The organism is Blastococcus sp. TML/C7B, from assembly GCF_016612845.1.
Classification (GTDB): Bacteria; Actinomycetota; Actinomycetes; order Mycobacteriales; family Geodermatophilaceae; genus Blastococcus.
Map to the genome: position 1 here is coordinate 2,623,993 of NZ_JAEOAA010000001.1, position 18,960 is coordinate 2,642,952.

Below are 18,960 nucleotides of genomic sequence, written 5' to 3' on the forward strand. Positions count from 1 at the left end.
CCGAGAACGAACGAGAGGACGCGCGTTGCTGCTCCGGCTGCTCCGTGACCACCTGAGGTCCTACCGGGCGCCGCTGCTCGCGGTCGGCGGGCTGCAGCTGGTCAGCACCATCGCCTCGCTGTACCTGCCCCGGCTCAACGCCGACATCATCGACAACGGCATCGCCCGCGGCGACACCGGCTACATCGTCAGCACCGGCGGCTGGATGCTCGCGGTCACGCTGCTGCAGATTCTCGGCTCGATCGGCGCCGTCTGGTTCGGCGCGCGCACCGCGATGGGTTTCGGCCGCGACCTGCGCGCCGCGGTCTTCGAGCGCGTGGGCACGTTCTCGGCACGGGAGATGAACGCGTTCGGCGCCCCGTCGCTGATCACGCGCAACACCAACGACGTGCAGCAGGTCCAGATGCTGGTGCTGCTCTCCTGCACGATGCTCGTGTCCGCCCCGATCATGTGCGTCGGCGGCGTGGTCATGGCGCTGCGCGAGGACATCGGCCTGTCCTGGCTGATGGTCGTCTCCGTGCCGGTGCTGGTCGTCTCCATCGGCCTGGTGATCCGCCGGATGGTGCCGCTGTTCCAGCTCGTCCAGACGCGCATCGACGTGGTCAACCGGGTGCTGCGCGAGCAGATCACCGGCATCCGGGTGGTGCGGGCCTTCGTGCGCGAGCCGCAGGAGGTCGCCCGGTTCGCCCGCGCCAACGCCGACCTCACCGACGTCGCGACCGTCGCGGGTCGGCTGCAGGCGCTGATCTTCCCGATCGTCATGCTCGTGCTCAACGTGTCCAGCGTCGGCGTGCTGTGGTTCGGCGCCGGGCGGATCGACGCAGGGCAGATGCAGATCGGTGCGCTGACGGCGTTCCTCGCCTACCTGCTGCAGATCCTCATGGCGGTCATGATGGCCACCTTCATGGCGATCATGATCCCGCGCGCCGCGGTCTGCGCCGACCGCATCGCCGAGGTCCTGGACACCGAGGGTTCGGTCCGGCCGCCCACGGCGCCGGTCACCCCCGAGCGCTCGGACGGCGAACTGGTCTTCGACGCGGTGACCTTCCGCTATCCCGGCGCCGGCGCCCCGGTGCTCTCCGACGTCTCCTTCACCGCCGCGCCCGGCCGCACCACCGCGGTCATCGGCAGCACCGGTGCGGGGAAGACGACGCTGATCTCCCTGGTCCCGCGGCTGTTCGACGCCACCGGCGGCGTCGTCCGGCTGGACGGCGTGGACGTGCGCGACCTGGACCAAGAGCTGTTGTGGAGCCGGATCGGCCTGGTCCCGCAGCGGCCCTACCTGTTCACCGGCACGGTGGCCAGCAACCTGCGCTACGGCAACCCGGAGGCGACCGACGAGGAGCTGTGGGCCGCCCTCGAGGTCGCCCAGGGCGCCGACTTCGTGCGCGCCATGCCCGACGGGCTGGACACCGCGGTCGCCCAGGGCGGCACGAGCGTCTCCGGCGGCCAGCGGCAGCGGCTGGCGATCGCCCGGGCGCTCATCCGCCGTCCCGAGGTCTACCTGTTCGACGACTCGTTCTCCGCGCTCGACCTCGGTACCGACGCCCGCCTGCGGGCCGCGCTCAAGCCGGTGACCGCCGACGCGACCGTCGTCATCGTCGCCCAGCGGGTCTCCACCATCGCCGACGCCGACCAGATCGTGGTGCTCGACGACGGCGCCGTGGTCGGCATCGGCCGGCACGAGGAGCTGCTGACCTCCTGTGCCGCCTACGGCGAGATCGTCGCCTCCCAGCTCAGCACCGAGGGGGCGGCGGCATGAGCGAGGCCACGGAGGACGACGCCCGGGGTCAGGACGCCGAGACCGCCGAGGCGGCCCGCGGCATGGCGACCCAGCGGCGCGGCGGTGGCCCGCCGTGGGCGGGGGCCGGGCAGCCGGCCGAGAAGGCGTCGCACTTCGTCCCCTCCGCCACGCGGCTCGCCGGCCGGCTCCGCATCGAGCGGCTCGGCGTGTGGGTCGTGCTCGCTCTCGGCGTGCTCAGCGTCGCGCTCAACGTCATCGGCCCCTGGCTGCTGGGCCGCGCCACCGACGTCGTCTTCGCCGGCGTCATCGGGCGGCAGCTGCCCGAGGGGCTCACGCCGGCCGAGGCTGCCGCCCGGGCGCGCGCGGACGGCGACAGCACCGTGGCCGGCGTCATCGAGAACCACGACGTCGTCCCCGGCGCCGGCGTCGACTTCTCCGCGCTCGGCTCGGTCCTGCTCGCCGTCGTCGCGGTGTACCTGTTCGCCTCGGTGCTCGGCTACGGGCAGGGCTACCTGCTCAACGGCATCGTCCAGCGCACCGTCTACCGGCTCCGGGAGGACGCCGAGGCCAAGCTCAACCGGCTGCCGCTGGCCTACTTCGACGGCCGGCAGCGCGGCGAGGTGCTCTCCCGTGTCACCAACGACATCGACAACGTCTCGACCAGCCTCCAGCAGACGATGAGCCAGCTCCTGACCTCGCTGCTCACCGTCGTCGGCGTGCTGGTGATGATGGTCGTCATCTCGCCGCTGCTGGCGCTCATCGCGCTGCTCACTGTGCCGCTGTCGGTGCTGCTCACGCGGGCGATCGCGAAGCGCAGCCAGAAGCACTTCGTCGCGCAGTGGCGGCACACCGGCGCGCTCAACGGTCAGATCGAGGAGTCCTTCACCGGGCACGAGCTGGTCCGCGTGTTCGGCCGGCGACGCGAGGTCGAGGAGACCTTCCGGCAGAAGAACGACGAGCTGCTCGAGTCGAGTTTCGGTGCGCAGTTCATCTCCGGCCTGATCATGCCGTCGATGATGTTCATCGGGAACCTCAACTACGTCGCGGTCGCCGTCGTCGGCGGGCTGCGGGTGGCCTCGGGGTCGATGAGCCTGGGCGACGTCCAGGCGTTCATCCAGTACTCGCGGCAGTTCACGCAGCCGCTCACCCAGGTGGCCTCGATGGCCAACGTGGTGCAGTCCGGCGTCGCGTCGGCCGAGCGCGTCTTCCAGCTGCTCGACGCCCCGGAGCAGTCGCCGGACCCCGCGGTGCCCGCGGTGCCCGCGGTGCCCGCGAGCCGCCGCGGCCGGGTCGCGTTCGAGCACGTCGCCTTCTCCTACCGGCCCGACGCGCCGCTGATCCGCGACCTCTCCCTGGTGGCCGAGCCCGGCCAGACCGTGGCGATCGTGGGCCCCACCGGCGCGGGCAAGACCACGCTGGTCAACCTGATCATGCGGTTCTACGAGATCGGCGCCGGCCGGATCACCCTGGACGGCGTCGACACCGCGACGATGAGCCGCGCCGAGCTGCGCTCCGCGGTCGGGATGGTCCTGCAGGACACCTGGCTGTTCGGCGGCACGATCTTCGACAACATCGCCTACGGCAACCCGCGCGCGACGCGCGAGCAGGTGCTCGAGGCGGCCCGGGCCACCTACGTCGACCGGTTCGTGCAGAGCCTCCCCGACGGCTACGACACCGTCATCGACGAGGAGGCCTCCAACGTCTCGGCGGGGGAGAAGCAGCTCATCACGATCGCCCGCGCCTTCCTGGTCGACCCGGCGCTGCTCATCCTCGACGAGGCGACCAGCTCGGTGGACACCCGCACCGAGCTGCTGCTGCAGAAGGCCATGGCCGCGCTGCGCACCGACCGGACCAGCTTCGTCATCGCCCACCGGCTCTCCACGATCCGGGACGCCGACCTGATCCTCGTCATGGAGGACGGCGCGATCGTCGAGCAGGGCCGGCACGACGAGCTGCTGGCGGCCCAGGGCGCCTACTTCCGGCTCTACGACGCGCAGTTCGCCGGCGCGCAGACCTGATCCGAGGTGCGGGGGCTCAGGCCTCCGACGCCTGACCGGCGGTCGCCAGGGTGAGGAAGGTGGCCGCCAGCCGGCGGCCGAACTCCTCGTCGATCGGCAGGCCCGTGACCGCGACCCGGGTGAGCAGGGGGGCGACCAGCAGCTCGACGAGCATGCCGACGTCGGTGTCCGGGGGGAGCTCACCGCGGTCGATCGCCCGGTCGAACGGCAGGCGCATGAAGGCGGTGTCCTGCTGGGCCAGCTCGTGCAGCCCCGCCCGCAGCTCCGGGTCGTCGGCGGTGGCGCGGGTCTGCACGAACGCCACGGTGCGTCGGGCTCCGGAACAGCCGGACCAGGCCGCGGACCAGCGCGTCGACGTCGGCGGCCAGGCTGCCCTCGTCGACCCGCGGGTAGTGCTCCAGCTCGCCGGCGACGAGCACGTCCCGCACCAGCTGGCCCTTGGTCGCCCACTGCCGGTAGAGGGTGGACTTGTGCACGCCGGCCGCCGCCGCGACGTCGTCCAGCCGCAGCGCGGCGTAACCCTCGGCGACCAGGAGACGGCGGACCGCGGCGTGCACCTCCAGGCGCACCCGCTCGCTCAGCCCCCGCGGTCGCCCACGGCTCGTCGTCCCGGTCACGGGGGCAGCGTCGCACGACGCGGAGGTTTTCTGCGACGGACCGTTGCAAAAAATGGCCCGCGCTGGCTAGCTTCACCGGGGCGGGCCGCCGGGGTCCCTGCACGCGCAGGGCCGGACGGCCGCCCGCAGCCACCGTCGTCCCAACCAGGGGAGTGCTCCGTGCAGCTCGAGAATGTGTCCGCCATCGTCACCGGAGGCGCGTCCGGTCTGGGGGCGGCCACCGCCCGCGCCCTCGCCGCCCGCGGCGCCAAGGTCGTCGTCGCCGACATCGCCGACGACAAGGGCAACGCGCTCGCCACCGAGATCGACGGCGCATTCGCCCACGTCGACGTCACCAAGACCGACGACATCATCGCCGCCACCGAGCTGGCCAAGACCCTCGGCCCGCTCCGCGTGCTGGTGAACTGCGCCGGCATCGGCTCGGCCAGCCGCACCGTCGGCCGCGGCGGCTACGAGACCGCGTTCAACCTCGACACCTTCCGCCGGGTCCTCGAGATCAACACCGTCGGCACCTTCGACTGCATCCGCATCGTCGGTACCGCGATGGCCGAGAACGAGCCGCTGGAGGACGGCGAGCGGGGCTCGATCCTGAACACCGCCTCCGTCGCCGCGCTCGACGGCCAGATCGGCCAGGCCGCCTACTCGGCGTCCAAGGGCGCCGTCGTCTCGATGACGCTGCCGATCGCCCGTGACCTCTCCGCCATCGGCGTGCGGGTGAACACGATCGCCCCCGGCCTGATCGACACCCCGATCTACGGCTCGGGCGAGGCCTCCGAGGCGTTCAAGGACAAGCTCAAGCGCGACGTGCTCTTCCCCAAGCGCCTGGGCTACTCGGAGGAGTTCGCCACCCTCGCCGTCGAGGTGCTGGCCAACAGCTACATGAACGCCGAGCTCATCCGCCTCGACGGCGGGGCGCGCCTCCAGCCGAAGTGACGCCTGCCTGACGGCGTCCTCCGGCGGGGAACGGGGCCGCCGGCCGCCGGCTGCCTCCGGGCGGCCGCGGCCGGCGCCCGTTCCCCTCCTGCACCACCGCACGACATCGCGGAACGACGACCAACCCACCGAAGGAGAAGGCTGTGCCCGACGAGGTGCTCCTGGACCGCCAGGACGGCGTGCTCACCATCACGATCAACCGTCCGGAGGCGCGCAACGCCCTCAACCGGGCCGTCGCCGAGGGGGTCGCGGCCGCCGTCGACGAGCTCGACGCCTCCGACGACCTGCGGGTCGGCATCCTGACCGGCGCCGGCGGGACGTTCTCCTCCGGCATGGACCTCAAGGCGTTCATGCGCGGCGAGACGCCGAGCATCGAGGGCCGCGGCCTGTGCGGGATCGCCGAGACCCCACCGCGCAAGCCGCTCATCGGCGCGGTCGAGGGCTGGGCGCTGGCCGGTGGCTTCGAGCTGCTGCTCGCCTGCGACCTCGTCGTCGCCGCGGAGGACTCCCGCTTCGGCGTCCCCGAGGTCAAGCGGTCGCTGGTGGCGGCCGGCGGTGCGGCCCTGGCGCTGCCCCGTCGCATCCCCCAGTCGATCGCGCTGGAGATGCTGCTGACCGGTGACCCGATCTCCGCGCCCCGCGCGGCCGAGGTCGGCCTGGTCAACCGCGTCACGCCCTCGGGCGAGGCGCTGGCCGGGGCGCGCGCCCTCGCCGCGGTGATCGCGGCGAACGGCCCGCTCGCCGTCGCCGCCACCAAGCCACCTGGTCCGCTCCGCGCCGGACTGGACCTTCGCGCAGGGCTGGAAGGAGCAGGCATCGGTCATCGCGCCGGTCTTCGCCAGCGAGGACGCCCGCGAGGGCGCCACCGCGTTCGCCGAGAAGCGCGCGCCCCAGTGGAAGAACCGCTGACCGCGTTCCGGACGCGCTGACCAGGCAGGTCGCCCTCGGGGGCGCCGGCCGGCCGTACCTGGCCGGCCGGCGCCCCCGTTCGCGTTCCCGGAGGGGAGTCGACGTCCCTCCGGGACCCGCGAGAAACGCCACCGAGGGGGGCCTGTTGCCCTCGATGCTTCGAGTGTGAAACCGTCCGGGTGTAGCCGGGGTCACTCGGCGGTCCTGTTGCCCATCCGCCGAGGAGGCGTCGTTCCCGTGTCGTTGAGTCATCAGGAGGCCGTGGCACAAGTCACCAGCCCCGGGCAGATGTTCGAGCTCGCGCCGTGGACGCGGCCTGATGGCGTGACCTACGAGATCTTCAAGAACGCGCCGCCGAGCATGCGCGAGATCTTCGCCCTCTGCCGGGCCCACGGTGACGCGCCCTACCTCGTCTTCGGCGAGGAGCGGCGCAGCTTCAACCAGACGTTCGCCGAGGCCGACGCCTTCGCCGCGGCCCTGGTCGAGCGCTACGGCGTGCAGAAGGGCGACCGGGTCGCCATCGCGATGCGCAACTTCCCCGAGTGGGTCGAGGCCTTCATCGCGATCCTCTCGATCGGCGCCATCAGCGTCTCCATGAACGCGTGGTGGACCGAGGACGAGCTCGACTTCGCGCTCGAGGACTCCGGCGCCACCGTCATCGTCGCCGACGAGCAGCGGGCCGCGCTCGCCGCCGCCTCCGCCCGCCGCCTGGGTGCCCGCACCGTCGTCGTCCGGGCCTCCGCCCCGATCGAGGGTGCGGACCGCTGGGAGGACGTCGTCGTGACCGGCACGCCGCTGCCGGACGTGACCGTGGACCCCGAGGACGACGCCACGATCCTCTACACCTCGGGCACCACCGGCCGGCCCAAGGGTGCGGTCTCCACGCAGCGGGCCCTGGTCAACACCGTCATGGGCTTCCTGGCCCGCGGCGCCGTCGCCGCGCTGGTGACGCCGCCCGAGGACCCCGACGCCCCGCCCGGTGGCGCGATCCTCGCCGTCCCGCTGTTCCACGTCACCGGCTGCGTCGCGGTGATGCTGGGCTCGCTGGTCGCCGGCCGGAAGCTCGCGATCATGTACAAGTGGGACCCCGAGGCGGCCCTGAAGCTCATCGAGAGCGAGCGGCTCAGCGCCTTCGTCGGCGTGCCGACGCAGAGCATCGACATGCTGCAGCACCCCCGGTTCGCCGAGTTCGACACCTCGAGCCTGCTGTCGGTCGGTGGTGGCGGTGCCCCCACGCCGCCGGCGCTGATCGCCAACATCGACAACTCGTTCAAGGCGGCCACCCCCGGCTTCTCCTACGGGATGACCGAGACCAACGCGCTCGGCCCGAGCCTCGCCGGGCAGGAGGCCCTGGACAAGCCGATGGCCGCCGGCCGGGTGCCGCTGCCGATGCAGGCCGAGATCCGCGACCCCTCCACCTTCGAGGTGCTGCCGGTCGGCGAGCGCGGCGAGATCTGGTTCCGCGGCGTCAACCTCATCCGCGGCTACTGGAACCGTCCCGACGCCACCGCCGAGACGATCGTGGACGGCTGGCTGCGCACCGGTGACATCGGGCACCTCGACGACGAGGGCCTGGTCTACGTCGACGACCGGCTCAAGGACATGGTCCTGCGGGGCGGCGAGAACGTGTACTGCGCCGAGGTCGAGGCCGCGATCTACGAGCACCCCGCCGTCATGGAGGCCGCCGTGCTCGGCGTCCCCCACGAGCGGCTCGGTGAGGAGGTCGCCACCGTCATCGTGCTCAACGATGGCGCCTCGCTGACCAAGGACGAGCTGGTCGGCTTCCTGGGGGAGCGGCTCGCCTCGTTCAAGATCCCGACGGTGATCGACATCCGCACCACCGCGCTGCCGCGCAACCCGGCCGGCAAGTTCCTCAAGCGGGAGCTGCGCGGCGAGCTGGAGCCCCAGCAGGGCTGATCGCCGCACCACCGCACGTACTCGGGCCGGACCCCTCCGCGGGGTCCGGCCCGAGCCGTGTCAGGCGGCGAGGCGGGCGGCGAGGTCGGCGCCGGCCTCCGTGGCGGCCTCCTCGGCCGTCTTGCGCATCAGCGCGGCCACCTCGCTGAACTCGTCGAGGGCGGGGTTGACCCCGACGAGGGTGAACTCCCGTTCGACCAGCGTGAGGTCGGCGTCCCAGATGTCGACGAGGATCCGCCGCAGGTAGTCGGTGCAGTGGTCCCAGCCCTCCCGAGGGGTGCCCGGACCGTAGGCGCCGCCCCGGGTGAGGACGGCGACGGTCGGCGTCCCCTCCAGCAGCCGGGTGCCCTGGGGTGCGCCGGCCAGGGCGAGGTCGATCCAGGTCTTCACGTGCTGGGAGACGCCGAAGTTGTACAGCGGCAGGGCGAGGACGGCGGCGGTCGCGTCCTGCAGCTCGGTGGCGACCTCGCCGGCCAGGGCGAGCGCCGCGCGCTGGGCGTCGCTGCGGTCGGCCTCGGGGGAGAAGGAGCCGGCGACGGCGTCGGCCCAGGCGGTGGCCGGCAAGGGCTGCTCGCCGAGGTGACGGCGCACGACCGGGACGTCGGGGCGGGCGGTGGTGAAGGAGTCGAGCACGCGGTCGGCGAGCGCGCTGCCGGCGGAGCGGGACCCCTGGATGGAGGCGTCGATGCGGAGCAGGGTCATGGGGTTCCTCGAGGCTCGGACTTGAATGTTCAACCCGGAGGTAGGACGTCGGACTTGAATGTTCAAGCGCGGCGGTACGATGGGCTCGTGAGTGCCGACACGGGCCGGGGGAGCGGCAGCGACGTCCTGTGGCTGTCGTCCGAGCAGCAGCAGGACTGGGCCGCCCTCATGCAGCTGGTCATGACGTTGCCGGCCGCACTCGACGCCCAGCTCAAGCGGGACGCCGGCGTGAACTCCTTCGAGTACCACGTGCTCGCCCGCCTCTCGATGGCCCGCGACCGCACCCTGGTGCTCAGCGAGCTCGCCGAGCAGGCGCAGGGCTCGCTGTCCCGGCTCTCGCACGCCGTCACCCGCCTGGAGCGGGCGGGCTGGGTGGTGCGGCGGACCTGCACCGACGGTGGTCGGCGCGTCGAGGCCCGGCTGACCGACGAGGGCTTCGCGAAGCTCGAGGCCATCGCCCCGGGGCACGTCCGCGAGGTGCGCCGGCTCGTCGTGGACGTCCTCACGCCGGCACAGCTCGCGGCGCTCGGCGAGGCGGCCCGCGCCGTCGCGGCCGCCGTCCTCGAGGGTGCGCCGGAGGCCTGCGGGGAGGCCGGCGACTGCTGACCGGTCGGCCGGGGAGGCCCGCCGGTGTCCACCGCCGCGGGGCACCGGACGATGCTGTGCGTGCGCCCCCGGATCCGGGGGCGCGTCCGATCGAACGGGAGGTCTGCGGTGGACGGGGTGCCCGACGCGCTGCTGGACGAGGCGACGCGGATCGCCGACCTGCTGGTCGAGGTCCAGACGCGGGTGAACGCGCAGATCGACGCCGCGCTGGTCGAGCTGCTCCCGGAGGTCGCCCAGCGGCTCGGGGTCGCCGACGTGCCGCCGGTCGACCTCTCCGGGTTGGTGAACGCGCGGATCACCGGCCTGAGCGTCGTCGTCACCCCGGCGGCGGTGGCCTCGGTCGTCCCGCTGTCCGAGGCCTCCGTGGCCACCACCCGGGCGGCCCGCGGCGCGGTGGCCGACGCGCTGACCGGGGCCGACGACCGGCTCGTCGTCATCGCCGGCCCCTGCTCGATCCACGACCCGGCGGCCGCGCTGGAGTACGCCGGCTTCCTCGCCCGCATGCGCGAGCGGCACGCCGCCGACCTCGAGATCGTCATGCGCACCTACACCGAGAAGCCGCGCACCGAGGTGGACTGGAAGGGGTTCGCCTACGACCCGTTCCTCGACGGGTCCAGCCGGATCAGCGTCGGCCTCGTCGCCACCCGCATGCTCATGTGCCGGATCACCGAGCTCGGCGTCCCGGTCGCGGCCGAGCCGCTCAACGCGCTCACCCCGCAGTACGTCAACGGGCTGGTCACCTACAACGGCGTCGGCGCCCGCAACGTCACCGACCAGACCGCCCGCGAGCGGGTCTCGGGCTTCTCGTCCGTCGTCGGGTTCAAGAACTCCCCGGAGGGGAGCATCGACGCCGCCATCCAGGCGATCGTCGCCGCCCGTGCGCCGCACGAGTTCCTCGGCGTCGACGCGCACGGCGTCAGCGCCCAGCTGTCGACGACGGGCAACGACACCGGCCACGTCATCCTCCGCGGTGACAAGGCCGGGCCCAACTACTCGGCGGCGCACATCGCGGCGACGCGGGCCAAGCTCGCCGCGCGCGGGCTGCCCGAGGTGGTCGTCGTCGACGCCTCGCACGGCAACAGCCAGAAGGACCACCGGCGCCAGATCGAGGTCGTCCGCGACCTCGCCGGGCAGATCGCCGGCGGCGAGCGGGCGATCCGCGGCGTGATGGTCGAGAGCAACCTGGTCGCGGGCCGGCAGGACCTCGACCAGCGCAACCCCGAGCGGCTGGTCTACGGGTGCAGCGTCACCGACGCCTGCGTCGACCTGGCCACCACCGAGGCCATGCTGGCCGAGCTGGCCGGGGCGGCCCGGGCACGGCGCGCGCTCGGCTGACCCCGGCCGCCCGGGCGGCTCAGGCGACCTGCAGCGAGCGCTTGGACAGTCCCATCCAGAAGCCGTCGATCGCGAAGTCGCGCGGGGCCTCCGGGTCGGTGGCCGCGCCGAGGGTGACGAACAGCGGCGTGAAGTGCTCGACCGTGGGGTGCGCGTAGGGCATGCCCGGCGCCCGGTGCTGGTAGTCGGCCAGCGCGTCGACATCGCCCCGGGCGAGCTGCTCGGCGGCCCAGGCGTCGAAGTCCGCCGACCAGCCCGGCAGCGTCTGGCCGAGCCAGTCCGACCGGCTGAGGAACGGCAGCCCGTGGGTGGTGAACCCGGAGCCGATCACCAGCACGCCCTCCTCGCGCAGCGCCCGGAGCCGTCCACCCAGCCGGATCAGCTCGTCGGGGTCCGACGTCGGCAGGCTCAGCTGCAGGACCGGGATGTCGGCCTCGGGGTACATCACCTTCAGCGGCACCCACGCGCCGTGGTCCAGGCCGCGGTTCTGCTGCTGGTGCACCCCGGTGCCGCCGCCGAGCGCGCCCAGCACGCGGGCGCCGAACGCGGAGGCGTCCGGGGTGTCGTAGCGCATCCGGAAGTACATCGGGTCGAAGCCGCCGAAGTCGTAGATCGGCGTCACGTTCGCCTCGGTGCTGGACAGGCTCAGCGGTGCCGCCTCCCAGTGCGCCGAGACGATCAGGATCGCCCTCGGCCGGGGCATGGACCGCGCCCAGCCGAACAGCTGCGTCATCCAGGCGGTGTCCTCGAGCAGCGGCGGTGCGCCGTGGCTGAGGTACAGCGCCGGGAGGGCGCCGTCGGCCGGGGTCCACGGGGTCTGCGGACCCGCGGCGGCGACCCGGTCCAGGTGGCCGGCGTAGGGGTGGGACGAGGGCAGGGTCATGGCGGATCTCCGGATGTCGGTGCGACGGGCGGGGCGGGGGCGGTCAGTCGACGAGCCCGAAGCCGCCGGTCCACGAGATCTTCTCGCCGGCGGCCAGGGTGAGCTGCAGGAAGCCGAGCGCCTCGAGCTCGCGGGCCCGGCGCAGCGAGCCCGCGTCGACGGCGCGCAGGCCGCCGGCGGAGACGATCCCGGCGAGCAGCGCCTTGGCGTCCGCGTCGTCCCCGGCGATCAGCACGGTGGTGGGCAGCGGGCCGACCGTGCCGGCGGCCAGGGTGCCGGCGAAGGTGGTGTTGAAGGCCTTGAGGACGCGGGACTGCGGCAGCTGCGCGGCGATCTCGGCGGCGGCCGAGCTGTCGGCCGGGACGACGAGCGAGTCGAACGTCGCGAAGTCCAGCGGGTTGGTGATGTCGACGACGACCTTGCCGGCGAGGCTCTCGCCGCGCTGCGCCAGGACCTCCGCGACGGCGGGGTAGGGGACGGCGAGGACGACGACGTCGCCGGTGACCGCGCGGGCGCCGTCGGCGGAGCCGATCAGCTCCACGCCGTTGCCGCCCTTGGCGGCGATCGCCGCGATGGCCTGACCCATGGTCCCGGTTCCGATGATGCTGACGGTGCTCACGGCTGCTCTCCCTCTATTTGGTTGAAACGACAACAAACAAGGTACGCGGGTTTGGTTGAAGCGTCAAGTGACCTAGGATGGCGGCATGGCAACCCGGTGGCTGACCGACGAGGAGCGCGTCGCATGGGTGCGGCTGGCCGCCGTGCTCGAGCTGCTGCCCGGCGTGCTGGACGGCCAGCTGCGCCGCGACGACGGGCTGAGCCACTTCGAGTACTTCGTCCTGGCGATGCTCTCCGAGGCCCCCGACCGCACCCTGCGGATGACGGCGCTCGCCGCGCGCACGAACGCGACCCTGCCTCGGCTCTCCCACGTGGTGAAGCGGCTGGAGGACCGCGGCCTGGTCCGGCGCTTCCCGTGCCCCGAGGACGGGCGCGCGACCAACGCGCAGCTGACGGGGGAGGGGTGGGACGCCGTCGTCGCCGCTGCGCCCGGGCACGTCGAGAACGTGCGCGCCTCGGTGCTGGACGCCCTCGACCCCGAGCAGGTCGGCCAGCTGGCCGCCATCACGGGGGCGATCCTGGGCCGGCTCGACCCGGACGGTGTCGTCCTGTCCCCGCAGCGGGACACCGGTTCCGGGCGCCCCGCCGAGGGCTGATCAGCCCAGCGCTGCCGTCACGCACCGCCCGGCGAGCGCGCGGGTGCGGGCGAGCGCGTCGTCGTCCGGCAGGTCCGGCGTCGTGGCCTGGCGGGCGAAGCGGCTGAGCAGCCCGTCGTAGAGCAGCAGCAGCGTGGCGGCCAGGTCGTCGGGACCGTCGGCGCCGGCGTCGACGGCCAGTCCGCGCAGCCGGTCCACGAGCAGCCGCGAGTCGGCGTCCAGCCACGGCCGGCCGGGGTGGCCCGGGGGCAGCTCGACCGCCGCCGCGAGGAAGCCGCAGCCGCGCCGGTTGCCCTCGGTCCGCCGGTAGGCGGCGAGGGCGTCGAACACCGAGAGCAACCGCTCGACCGGGTCGGCCGCCTGCTCCAGGACGTCGTCCCACGTCCGGCGCCAGACCTCGTGCCGCTGCTCGAGGTAGGCGGCCACGAGGGCGTCCTTGCCGCCGAAGTGGGCGTACATCGTCGCGGGCGACACCCCGGCCCGGCGCAGCACGGCGTCCACGCCGGTCGCGGCGATGCCCTGCTCGTAGAACAGCTCGCCGGCCGCGGCCAGCAGTCGCTCGCGCGCCGGTCGGGATGCGGGGGTCGCTGCCACGGACCTACTGTAACGATCGTTATGGCAACCGCATCGGCTCGTCCCGGCACCGTCCTCGTCGCGGCGGGCCTGGCCATCATCGCGGTCACCTACGGCCTGGCGCGGTACGGCTACGGGCTCTTCCTCCCCGAGTTCCGCGCGGACTTCGGGCTCTCCGCCGGCGCCGCCGGGGTGATCGCGGCGGGCAGCTACGCGGGCTACTGCGCCGCCGCGGTGCTGGCCGGCCGGCTGGTCGCCGGCGGGCGGGCGCGCGCCGCGCTATGGTGCGCCGGCGGGAGCGCCGCGCTGGGATGCCTGCTGGTCGCCGCGGCGTGGAGCGGGCCGGTGCTGGCCGCCGGGGCGCTCCTGGCCGGGAGCGGCGCGGGGGCGGCGACTCCGGCCACGGTCGCCGCGGTCGCGCGGACCGTGCCGCCCGCCGGGGTGCCGCGCGCCCAGGGGGTGGTCAACAGCGGCACCGGAGCCGGGGTCGTCGCCGGCGGGCTGCTGGTGCTGTCGGTGCCCGGCGCGTGGCGCTGGTCCTGGATCGCGTTCGCGGTCGCGGCGCTGGCCGCCACCGCCTGGGCCGACCGGAGCGCGCGGTGGGACGCCGCCCCCGCGTCGGCGCCGGAGGACCTCGGGACGCCGGGTGGTGGCCCGGCCCGCGCCCGGCTCACCCGGCCGATGGTCGCCGCCGTCCTGGCCGGTACCGGGTGCGCCGGGGTGTGGACCTTCGGCCGCGACCTGCTGGCCGACGACGGCGGGCTGCCCGACCGGCTGACCGGGCTGCTGTGGTGCGTCCTCGGCGCCGCCGGGCTGCTCGGCGGCATCAGCGGGGTGCTGGTGGTCCGCTTCGGTGTGCGGGCCGCCTGGATCGCCACCGTGCTCGCCGCCGCCGCCGGGACCGTCGCGCTCGGGCTCTCGGCCGGCGCGCCGCTCCGCGCCGCGCTCGCGCTGGCCTGCTTCGGGGGAGCGTTCGTCGCGCTGAGCGGCGTGCTGCTCGCCTGGGGCGGCCTGCGCGCCCCGGACAGCGCCCCGGCCGCCGCGGCCGCCCTGTTCACCGGGCTGACCGTCGGCCAGGCCGCCGGCGCCGTGATGCTGGGGTGGGTCGCCGACGCGACCAGCGCACCGGTGGCCTTCGGCGTGGCCGCCGCGGTGCTCGCGCTCTCCGCCGCGGCCGCCGAACCACGCCGGGCGGACGCACGGCCGGTGCGCGCCGGGCAGCGCTCGGGAGTGCCGGAACCCATGGTCTAGGGTGAGGCGAATTCTAGAACCGTGATCTAGGAGGCGCTCGTCGTGTGGACCCGGGACAACGCGCCCCCGAGCGTCGGCGACCCGTCGTCCCAGACCGAGCGGGCCACCCTGGTCCTCGCGCCCAACGCCAACGCCTGGACCTTCGAGGGCACCAACACCTGGCTGCTCGCCGAGCCCGGCGCTGACGTCTGCGCCGTCGTCGACCCCGGTCCCGACGACGACGCGCACCTGGCCGCGATCCTCGCCGCAGCCGGCGACCGCCGCATCGTCGGCGTCTGGGTCACCCACGCGCACACCGACCACGCCGAGCTCGCCGGCCGGCTGGCCCGTGTGACCGGCGCCCCGCTACGCGGCTCGGGCCGTCGCGTCGCCGGCCGGCCGTTCCAGCCCGGCGAGGTGCTGCCCGTCGGGCCGCTCGAGGTGCGGGTGCTCGCGACGCCGGGGCACACCGGCGACTCCGTCTGCTTCCACCTGCCGGCCGAGGGCAGCGTCCTCACCGGTGACACCGTGCTGGGCCGCGGCGCCCCGATCGTCGAGCCCGGCCGGCTCGGCCAGTTCTTCGCCAGCCTCGACCTGCTCAGCGAGGTGCTCGCCCCCGCCGGCTCGGTGATCCTCCCCGGGCACGGCCCCGTCCTGCCCGACCCGCTGCCCGAGCTCGGGCGCCGCCGCCAGGCGCGCCAGCGCCGCGTCGACCAGGTCGCCCGGGCGATGGCCGACGGGCTGACCGAGCCCGACGCGCTGGTCGACCACATGTACCCCGACCTCTCCCCGGACCTGCGCGACGCCGCGCGGATCTCGGTGGAGGCGTCGATCGCGCACGTGCAGACCGCGCGCAGCTGACCGTTCCCGTCCCGTCCCGTCCCGTCCTGAGGAGAACCACGCCGGTGCCGCCACCCACGAAGCCCGCCCCCGTGCCCACCCCGGAGACCCTGCCCTTCTGGGAGGGCTGCGCCGCCGGTGAGCTGCGCATCCAGCGGTGCACGTCCTGCGGGAAGCACGTCTTCTACCCGCGGCCCGCGTGCCCGCACTGCTACTCCACCAACCTCGAGTGGGTGGTCAGCGACGGCACCGCCACGCTGCACTCCTACGTCATCAGCCACCGGGCCGGCCCCGGGTTCGCCGAGGAGGTGCCCTACGTCATCGCGATCGTGGAGCTCCCCGAGGGCGTCCGCATGATGACCAACCTCGTCGAGGTCGAGGCCGACCCCGAGAAGCTGGAGCTGGACATGCCGCTGCGCGTGGTCTTCGAGCCGCGCGGCGACGTCCACCTGCCGCTGTTCGCACCTGCCGGGAGTGCCGCATGAGCGCCAAGGACGACATCGTCATCATCGGTGCCGCCGAGACCGACCAGCTGGGCAAGCTGCCCCACCTGTCGACGCTCAGCCTGCACCTCGAGGGCGCCCGCAACGCCCTCGCCGACGCCGGGATGACCCCCGCCGACATCGACGGCATCGCGACCGTCCAGACGCCGGGCCCGGTGAGCATCGCGCACGCCATGGGCATCGAGGCCAGGTGGCTCGACGGCACCGGCGTCGGCGGCACCTCGTTCCTGTTCCACGTCCGGCACGCCGCCGCCGCGATCCGCAGCGGCCTGGCCGAGACGGTGCTGATCACCCACGGCGAGTCCGGCCGGTCCCGCGTGGACGCACCGGCGTGGGGCCGCAGCCCGCAGTCGCTCAACGGCCAGTTCGAGGCGCCGTTCGGCGTCTTCGGCCCGCCGACCGCCTTCACGCTCACCGCCCTGCGGTACATGAAGGAGACCGGCACGACGCTGGAGCAGCTCGCCGAGGTCGCGGTCGCGCAGCGCCGCTGGGCGAACAAGAACCCGCGGGCGCTCATGCAGGACCTCGTCACCGTCGACGACGTCCTCAACTCCAAGATGATCGCCTGGCCGTTCACGCTGCTCATGTGCTGCCTCGTGACCGACGGCGGTGGCGCGCTGGTCGTCACCACGCGGGAGAAGGCCGAGGCCCGCGGGTACGACAAGCCGCTGGTGCACCTGCTCGGTGCCGGTGAGGCCGCGGATTCCCCGATGGTCAGCCAGATGCCCGACCTCACCACGTTCGGCGCCTTCAAGCGCTCGAGCGCGGCGGCGTTCGCCGAGGCGGGCATCACGCACGCCGACGTCGACCACCTGATGATCTACGACGCCTTCGCCCACGTGCCCGTCTACGGGCTCGAGGACGCCGGCTTCGTCGGCCGCGGCGAGGCCGGTGCGTTCATCGCCGAGGGCAACACCTCGCCGGGCGGCAAGCTGCCGATGAACACCAACGGCGGTGGCATGTCCTACACCCACACCGGGATGTACGGCATGTTCGCCATCCAGGAGGCCGTGCGCCAGGTGCGCGGCGAAGCGGCCGCGCAGGTCGAGGGCGTCGAGCGCAGCGTCGTGCTCGGCAACGGCGGCATGTTCATGGCCGGCGCGACCCTCGTGCTGGGGAACTCGCCCCGCTGATCGGAGAGCCGGCCGCCGCTCCGCCCCGCGGGGCGGCGGCCGGCTCCGCTCGTTCCCGGGGTGGTGCGTCTCTCGCCCGGAACGGCCCTCCGGGGCCTGCGGGTGCCCTACGCTGTTCTAGAACGACGTTCTAGCGACCAGGGGAGAGCAGATGCCGCGCGACGCCGGATCCGCCCCGGGGCGCAGTGCCTGGAAGTGGAGCCGCACCGGGGAGACCCGCCGGGTGCTGCTCGACGCGGCCCGCGAGGTCTTCGCCGAGCGCGGGTTCGCCGAGTCCAGCGTCGCCGACGTCGTCGAGCGCGCCGGCTCCAGCGTCGGCAGCCTCTACCACCACTTCGGCGGCAAGAGCGAGCTGTTCCTCGCCCTCTGGGAGGACTGGCAGAGCAGCCAGGAGAAGTACGCGGCCGAGGGAGTGGCCGCGGCCCGCCGGGCGGGGGAGGAGCGGCCGCTCGCGCTGTTCGTCGCGGGCGCGCGGGGCTTCCTCCGCGGCTCCTGGGAGGGTCGGGCGCTGGGCAGCCTGTTCGTGGACAAGGACGGCCCGCCCGGCTTCGAGCTGATGCGGCGGACCCGCGGTCACGAGTGGCTGCGGCAGAACTCCCTGCTGCTGCGCGCGCGGGACGACGCGATCGGCCGCGTGACGGTCTCGGTGCTCACGACGGTCATCGGCGAGGCCGGCCGGGAGGTCATGGCCAGCCGGACCCGGCGCGAGGCCGAGGCGATCGTCGACGCCGCGGTGGCGATGATCGAGCGGCTCGGCGTGCTGTCCGACGAGGTGGCGGCCGTCGACCCCGCCGGGGCCGTCGCCGGCCCGGACGGGACGGATCCCGCCTGGGCCGACGACGCGGTGCCGCAGCCAGGCGCCGGCACGGCGATCGCCGGCGCCTGACCCCGGGTCACTGCGGAGCGCCGACCTCCGCGCGGCCGCGGTCGATGACGACCGTGCCGTCGCCGCGGAAGGTCCGGAACAGCAGCCCGCCCTCGGGGCCGCCGTCCTGGCGCCAGATGCGCACGGTCAGCTCGTCACCGGGCATGACCGGCGAGCTGAACCGCCCCGACATGGCGCGGAACTGGCCCGGGTCGCCCCCCATGGCGGTCATCAGCAGCGCGCGGCCGGTGATGCCGTAGGTGCACAGCCCGTGCAGGATCGGCCGCTCGAAGCCGGCGCGCGCGGCGAACGCCGGGTCGGAGTGCAGCGGGTTGCGGTCGCCGTTGAGCCGGTAGAGCAGCGCCTGCTCCGGCCGGGTGGCCAGCGTGAGCTCCCAGTCGGGCTCGCGGTCGGGCTGCGCCCAGTCGTCGGCCTGCGCCGGGGAGCCGCCCTCGATCTGCTCGCCGCGGATGAAGATCGAGCTGCGCGTGGTGATCATCGGGGCGCCGTCGGCGTCGACCGCCGTCGAGGACGTCGTCACCAGGGCGCCGCTGCGCTTGCCCTCCATCGACTCCACGCGGGCCTGGGCGCGGAGGGTGCCCTCGACCGGCAGCACCTGGTGCAGCCGGATCTCCTGCTCGGCGTGCACGAGCATCGCCCGGTTGAAGTCACCGATGCCCACCCCCGGCGCCTGCGCGAGCAGCACGCCGTAGGTGGGCAGCACCTGCTGCTGCACGCCGTGGCTGTTCTCCGTGGTGAACGGCAGCTCCTGGCTCGGGTCACCGAGCCCCGCGCCGACGCCGACGGCGTAGAGCAGGGCGTCCTTCGACGTCCAGCTGCGCTCGTGGACGGTTCCCTCGCGGCCGACGGCCGACAGGTCCAGTGGCATGGGGTTCAAGCCTCTCCTCGACGTGGTGGCGCTGCGCTGCGCCGCCCGG

General features: G+C 73.9%; 20 protein-coding genes. 13 read left to right on the forward strand and 7 right to left on the reverse strand.

Going from position 1 to position 18,960, the window contains the following annotated elements:
* The first annotated feature begins 25 nt into the window (after positions 1-25).
* Positions 26-1,762, forward strand: coding sequence for an ABC transporter ATP-binding protein (locus JKP76_RS12685; protein WP_200491131.1), 1,737 nt, complete (start codon positions 26-28; stop codon positions 1,760-1,762).
* Positions 1,759-3,762 (forward strand): ABC transporter ATP-binding protein, encoded by a 2,004-nt coding sequence (locus JKP76_RS12690; RefSeq protein ID WP_304504653.1) that lies wholly within the window; start codon positions 1,759-1,761, stop codon positions 3,760-3,762. Before JKP76_RS12685 ends, JKP76_RS12690 begins: the two co-directional genes overlap by 4 nt.
* A gap of 16 nt (positions 3,763-3,778) precedes the next feature.
* On the opposite strand, the gene JKP76_RS12695 is transcribed toward JKP76_RS12690, so the two are convergent.
* Complete coding sequence (locus JKP76_RS12695) at positions 3,779-4,057, reverse strand: TetR-like C-terminal domain-containing protein (protein ID WP_200491132.1); 279 nt, start codon at positions 4,055-4,057, stop codon at positions 3,779-3,781.
* On the reverse strand, positions 3,942-4,379 hold the full coding sequence (locus tag JKP76_RS12700) for a TetR/AcrR family transcriptional regulator (RefSeq protein WP_200491133.1): 438 nt from the start codon (positions 4,377-4,379) through the stop codon (positions 3,942-3,944). The genes JKP76_RS12695 and JKP76_RS12700 overlap by 116 nt, the downstream gene beginning before the upstream one ends.
* Before the next feature lie 159 nt (positions 4,380-4,538).
* On the opposite strand from JKP76_RS12700, the gene JKP76_RS12705 reads away from it, so the two are divergent.
* The 3 genes from JKP76_RS12705 (at position 4,539) to JKP76_RS12715 (ending at position 8,138) form a co-directional block, all read left to right on the forward strand.
* The gene (locus JKP76_RS12705; protein WP_200491134.1) at positions 4,539-5,312 is read left to right on the forward strand and encodes an SDR family NAD(P)-dependent oxidoreductase; all 774 of its coding nucleotides are present in this window, start codon (positions 4,539-4,541) and stop codon (positions 5,310-5,312) included.
* Positions 5,313-5,455: 143 nt separating this feature from the next.
* Positions 5,456-6,241, forward strand: a complete 786-nt coding sequence (locus JKP76_RS12710) for a crotonase/enoyl-CoA hydratase family protein (protein ID WP_309232935.1) — start codon at positions 5,456-5,458, stop codon at positions 6,239-6,241.
* Between the two features lie 241 nt (positions 6,242-6,482).
* Positions 6,483-8,138, forward strand: a complete 1,656-nt coding sequence (locus JKP76_RS12715; RefSeq protein WP_200491135.1) for a class I adenylate-forming enzyme family protein — start codon at positions 6,483-6,485, stop codon at positions 8,136-8,138.
* Positions 8,139-8,198: 60 nt separating this feature from the next.
* On the opposite strand, the gene JKP76_RS12720 is transcribed toward JKP76_RS12715, so the two are convergent.
* On the reverse strand, positions 8,199-8,840 hold the full coding sequence (locus tag JKP76_RS12720) for an FMN-dependent NADH-azoreductase (protein WP_200491136.1): 642 nt from the start codon (positions 8,838-8,840) through the stop codon (positions 8,199-8,201).
* Positions 8,841-8,927: 87 nt separating this feature from the next.
* Here JKP76_RS12720 and JKP76_RS12725 point away from each other — a divergent pair, with 87 nt between their 5' ends.
* Both JKP76_RS12725 and JKP76_RS12730 read left to right on the forward strand, forming a co-directional pair.
* Positions 8,928-9,446, forward strand: coding sequence for a MarR family transcriptional regulator (locus tag JKP76_RS12725; RefSeq protein ID WP_309232936.1), 519 nt, complete (start codon positions 8,928-8,930; stop codon positions 9,444-9,446).
* 108 nt (positions 9,447-9,554) lie between these two features.
* Positions 9,555-10,781: a 3-deoxy-7-phosphoheptulonate synthase gene (locus tag JKP76_RS12730; RefSeq protein WP_309229758.1), complete on the forward strand. Its 1,227-nt coding sequence runs from the start codon at positions 9,555-9,557 to the stop codon at positions 10,779-10,781.
* Positions 10,782-10,800: 19 nt separating this feature from the next.
* Here JKP76_RS12730 and JKP76_RS12735 read toward each other — a convergent pair whose 3' ends face one another.
* Positions 10,801-11,664, reverse strand: a complete 864-nt coding sequence (locus JKP76_RS12735) for a dioxygenase (protein WP_200491137.1) — start codon at positions 11,662-11,664, stop codon at positions 10,801-10,803.
* Positions 11,665-11,707: 43 nt separating this feature from the next.
* Positions 11,708-12,283, reverse strand: a complete 576-nt coding sequence (locus JKP76_RS12740; RefSeq protein ID WP_200491138.1) for an NADPH-dependent F420 reductase — start codon at positions 12,281-12,283, stop codon at positions 11,708-11,710.
* Positions 12,284-12,368: 85 nt separating this feature from the next.
* Here JKP76_RS12740 and JKP76_RS12745 point away from each other — a divergent pair, with 85 nt between their 5' ends.
* Positions 12,369-12,878: a MarR family winged helix-turn-helix transcriptional regulator gene (locus tag JKP76_RS12745; RefSeq protein ID WP_200491139.1), complete on the forward strand. Its 510-nt coding sequence runs from the start codon at positions 12,369-12,371 to the stop codon at positions 12,876-12,878.
* On the opposite strand, the gene JKP76_RS12750 is transcribed toward JKP76_RS12745, so the two are convergent.
* A complete protein-coding gene (locus JKP76_RS12750) occupies positions 12,879-13,472 on the reverse strand; it encodes a TetR/AcrR family transcriptional regulator (protein WP_200491140.1) in 594 nt (197 codons plus the stop codon).
* Between the two features lie 21 nt (positions 13,473-13,493).
* Here JKP76_RS12750 and JKP76_RS12755 point away from each other — a divergent pair, with 21 nt between their 5' ends.
* The 5 genes from JKP76_RS12755 to JKP76_RS12775 all read left to right on the forward strand — a co-directional run bounded on the left by JKP76_RS12755 (position 13,494) and on the right by JKP76_RS12775 (position 18,043).
* A complete protein-coding gene (locus JKP76_RS12755; RefSeq protein ID WP_200491141.1) occupies positions 13,494-14,702 on the forward strand; it encodes an MFS transporter in 1,209 nt (402 codons plus the stop codon).
* A gap of 42 nt (positions 14,703-14,744) precedes the next feature.
* Entirely contained in the window at positions 14,745-15,542 is a 798-nt protein-coding gene (locus JKP76_RS12760; protein ID WP_200491142.1) for an MBL fold metallo-hydrolase, read from the forward strand.
* 44 nt (positions 15,543-15,586) lie between these two features.
* The gene (locus JKP76_RS12765) at positions 15,587-16,006 is read left to right on the forward strand and encodes a Zn-ribbon domain-containing OB-fold protein (RefSeq protein ID WP_200491143.1); all 420 of its coding nucleotides are present in this window, start codon (positions 15,587-15,589) and stop codon (positions 16,004-16,006) included.
* Entirely contained in the window at positions 16,003-17,157 is a 1,155-nt protein-coding gene (locus JKP76_RS12770; RefSeq protein ID WP_200491144.1) for a thiolase, read from the forward strand. The genes JKP76_RS12765 and JKP76_RS12770 overlap by 4 nt, the downstream gene beginning before the upstream one ends.
* Positions 17,158-17,308: 151 nt before the next feature.
* Positions 17,309-18,043, forward strand: coding sequence for a TetR/AcrR family transcriptional regulator (locus JKP76_RS12775; RefSeq protein WP_200491145.1), 735 nt, complete (start codon positions 17,309-17,311; stop codon positions 18,041-18,043).
* 7 nt (positions 18,044-18,050) lie between these two features.
* Here JKP76_RS12775 and JKP76_RS12780 read toward each other — a convergent pair whose 3' ends face one another.
* Positions 18,051-18,911, reverse strand: coding sequence for a MaoC family dehydratase (locus JKP76_RS12780; RefSeq protein ID WP_200491146.1), 861 nt, complete (start codon positions 18,909-18,911; stop codon positions 18,051-18,053).
* Positions 18,912-18,960 lie beyond the last annotated feature (49 nt).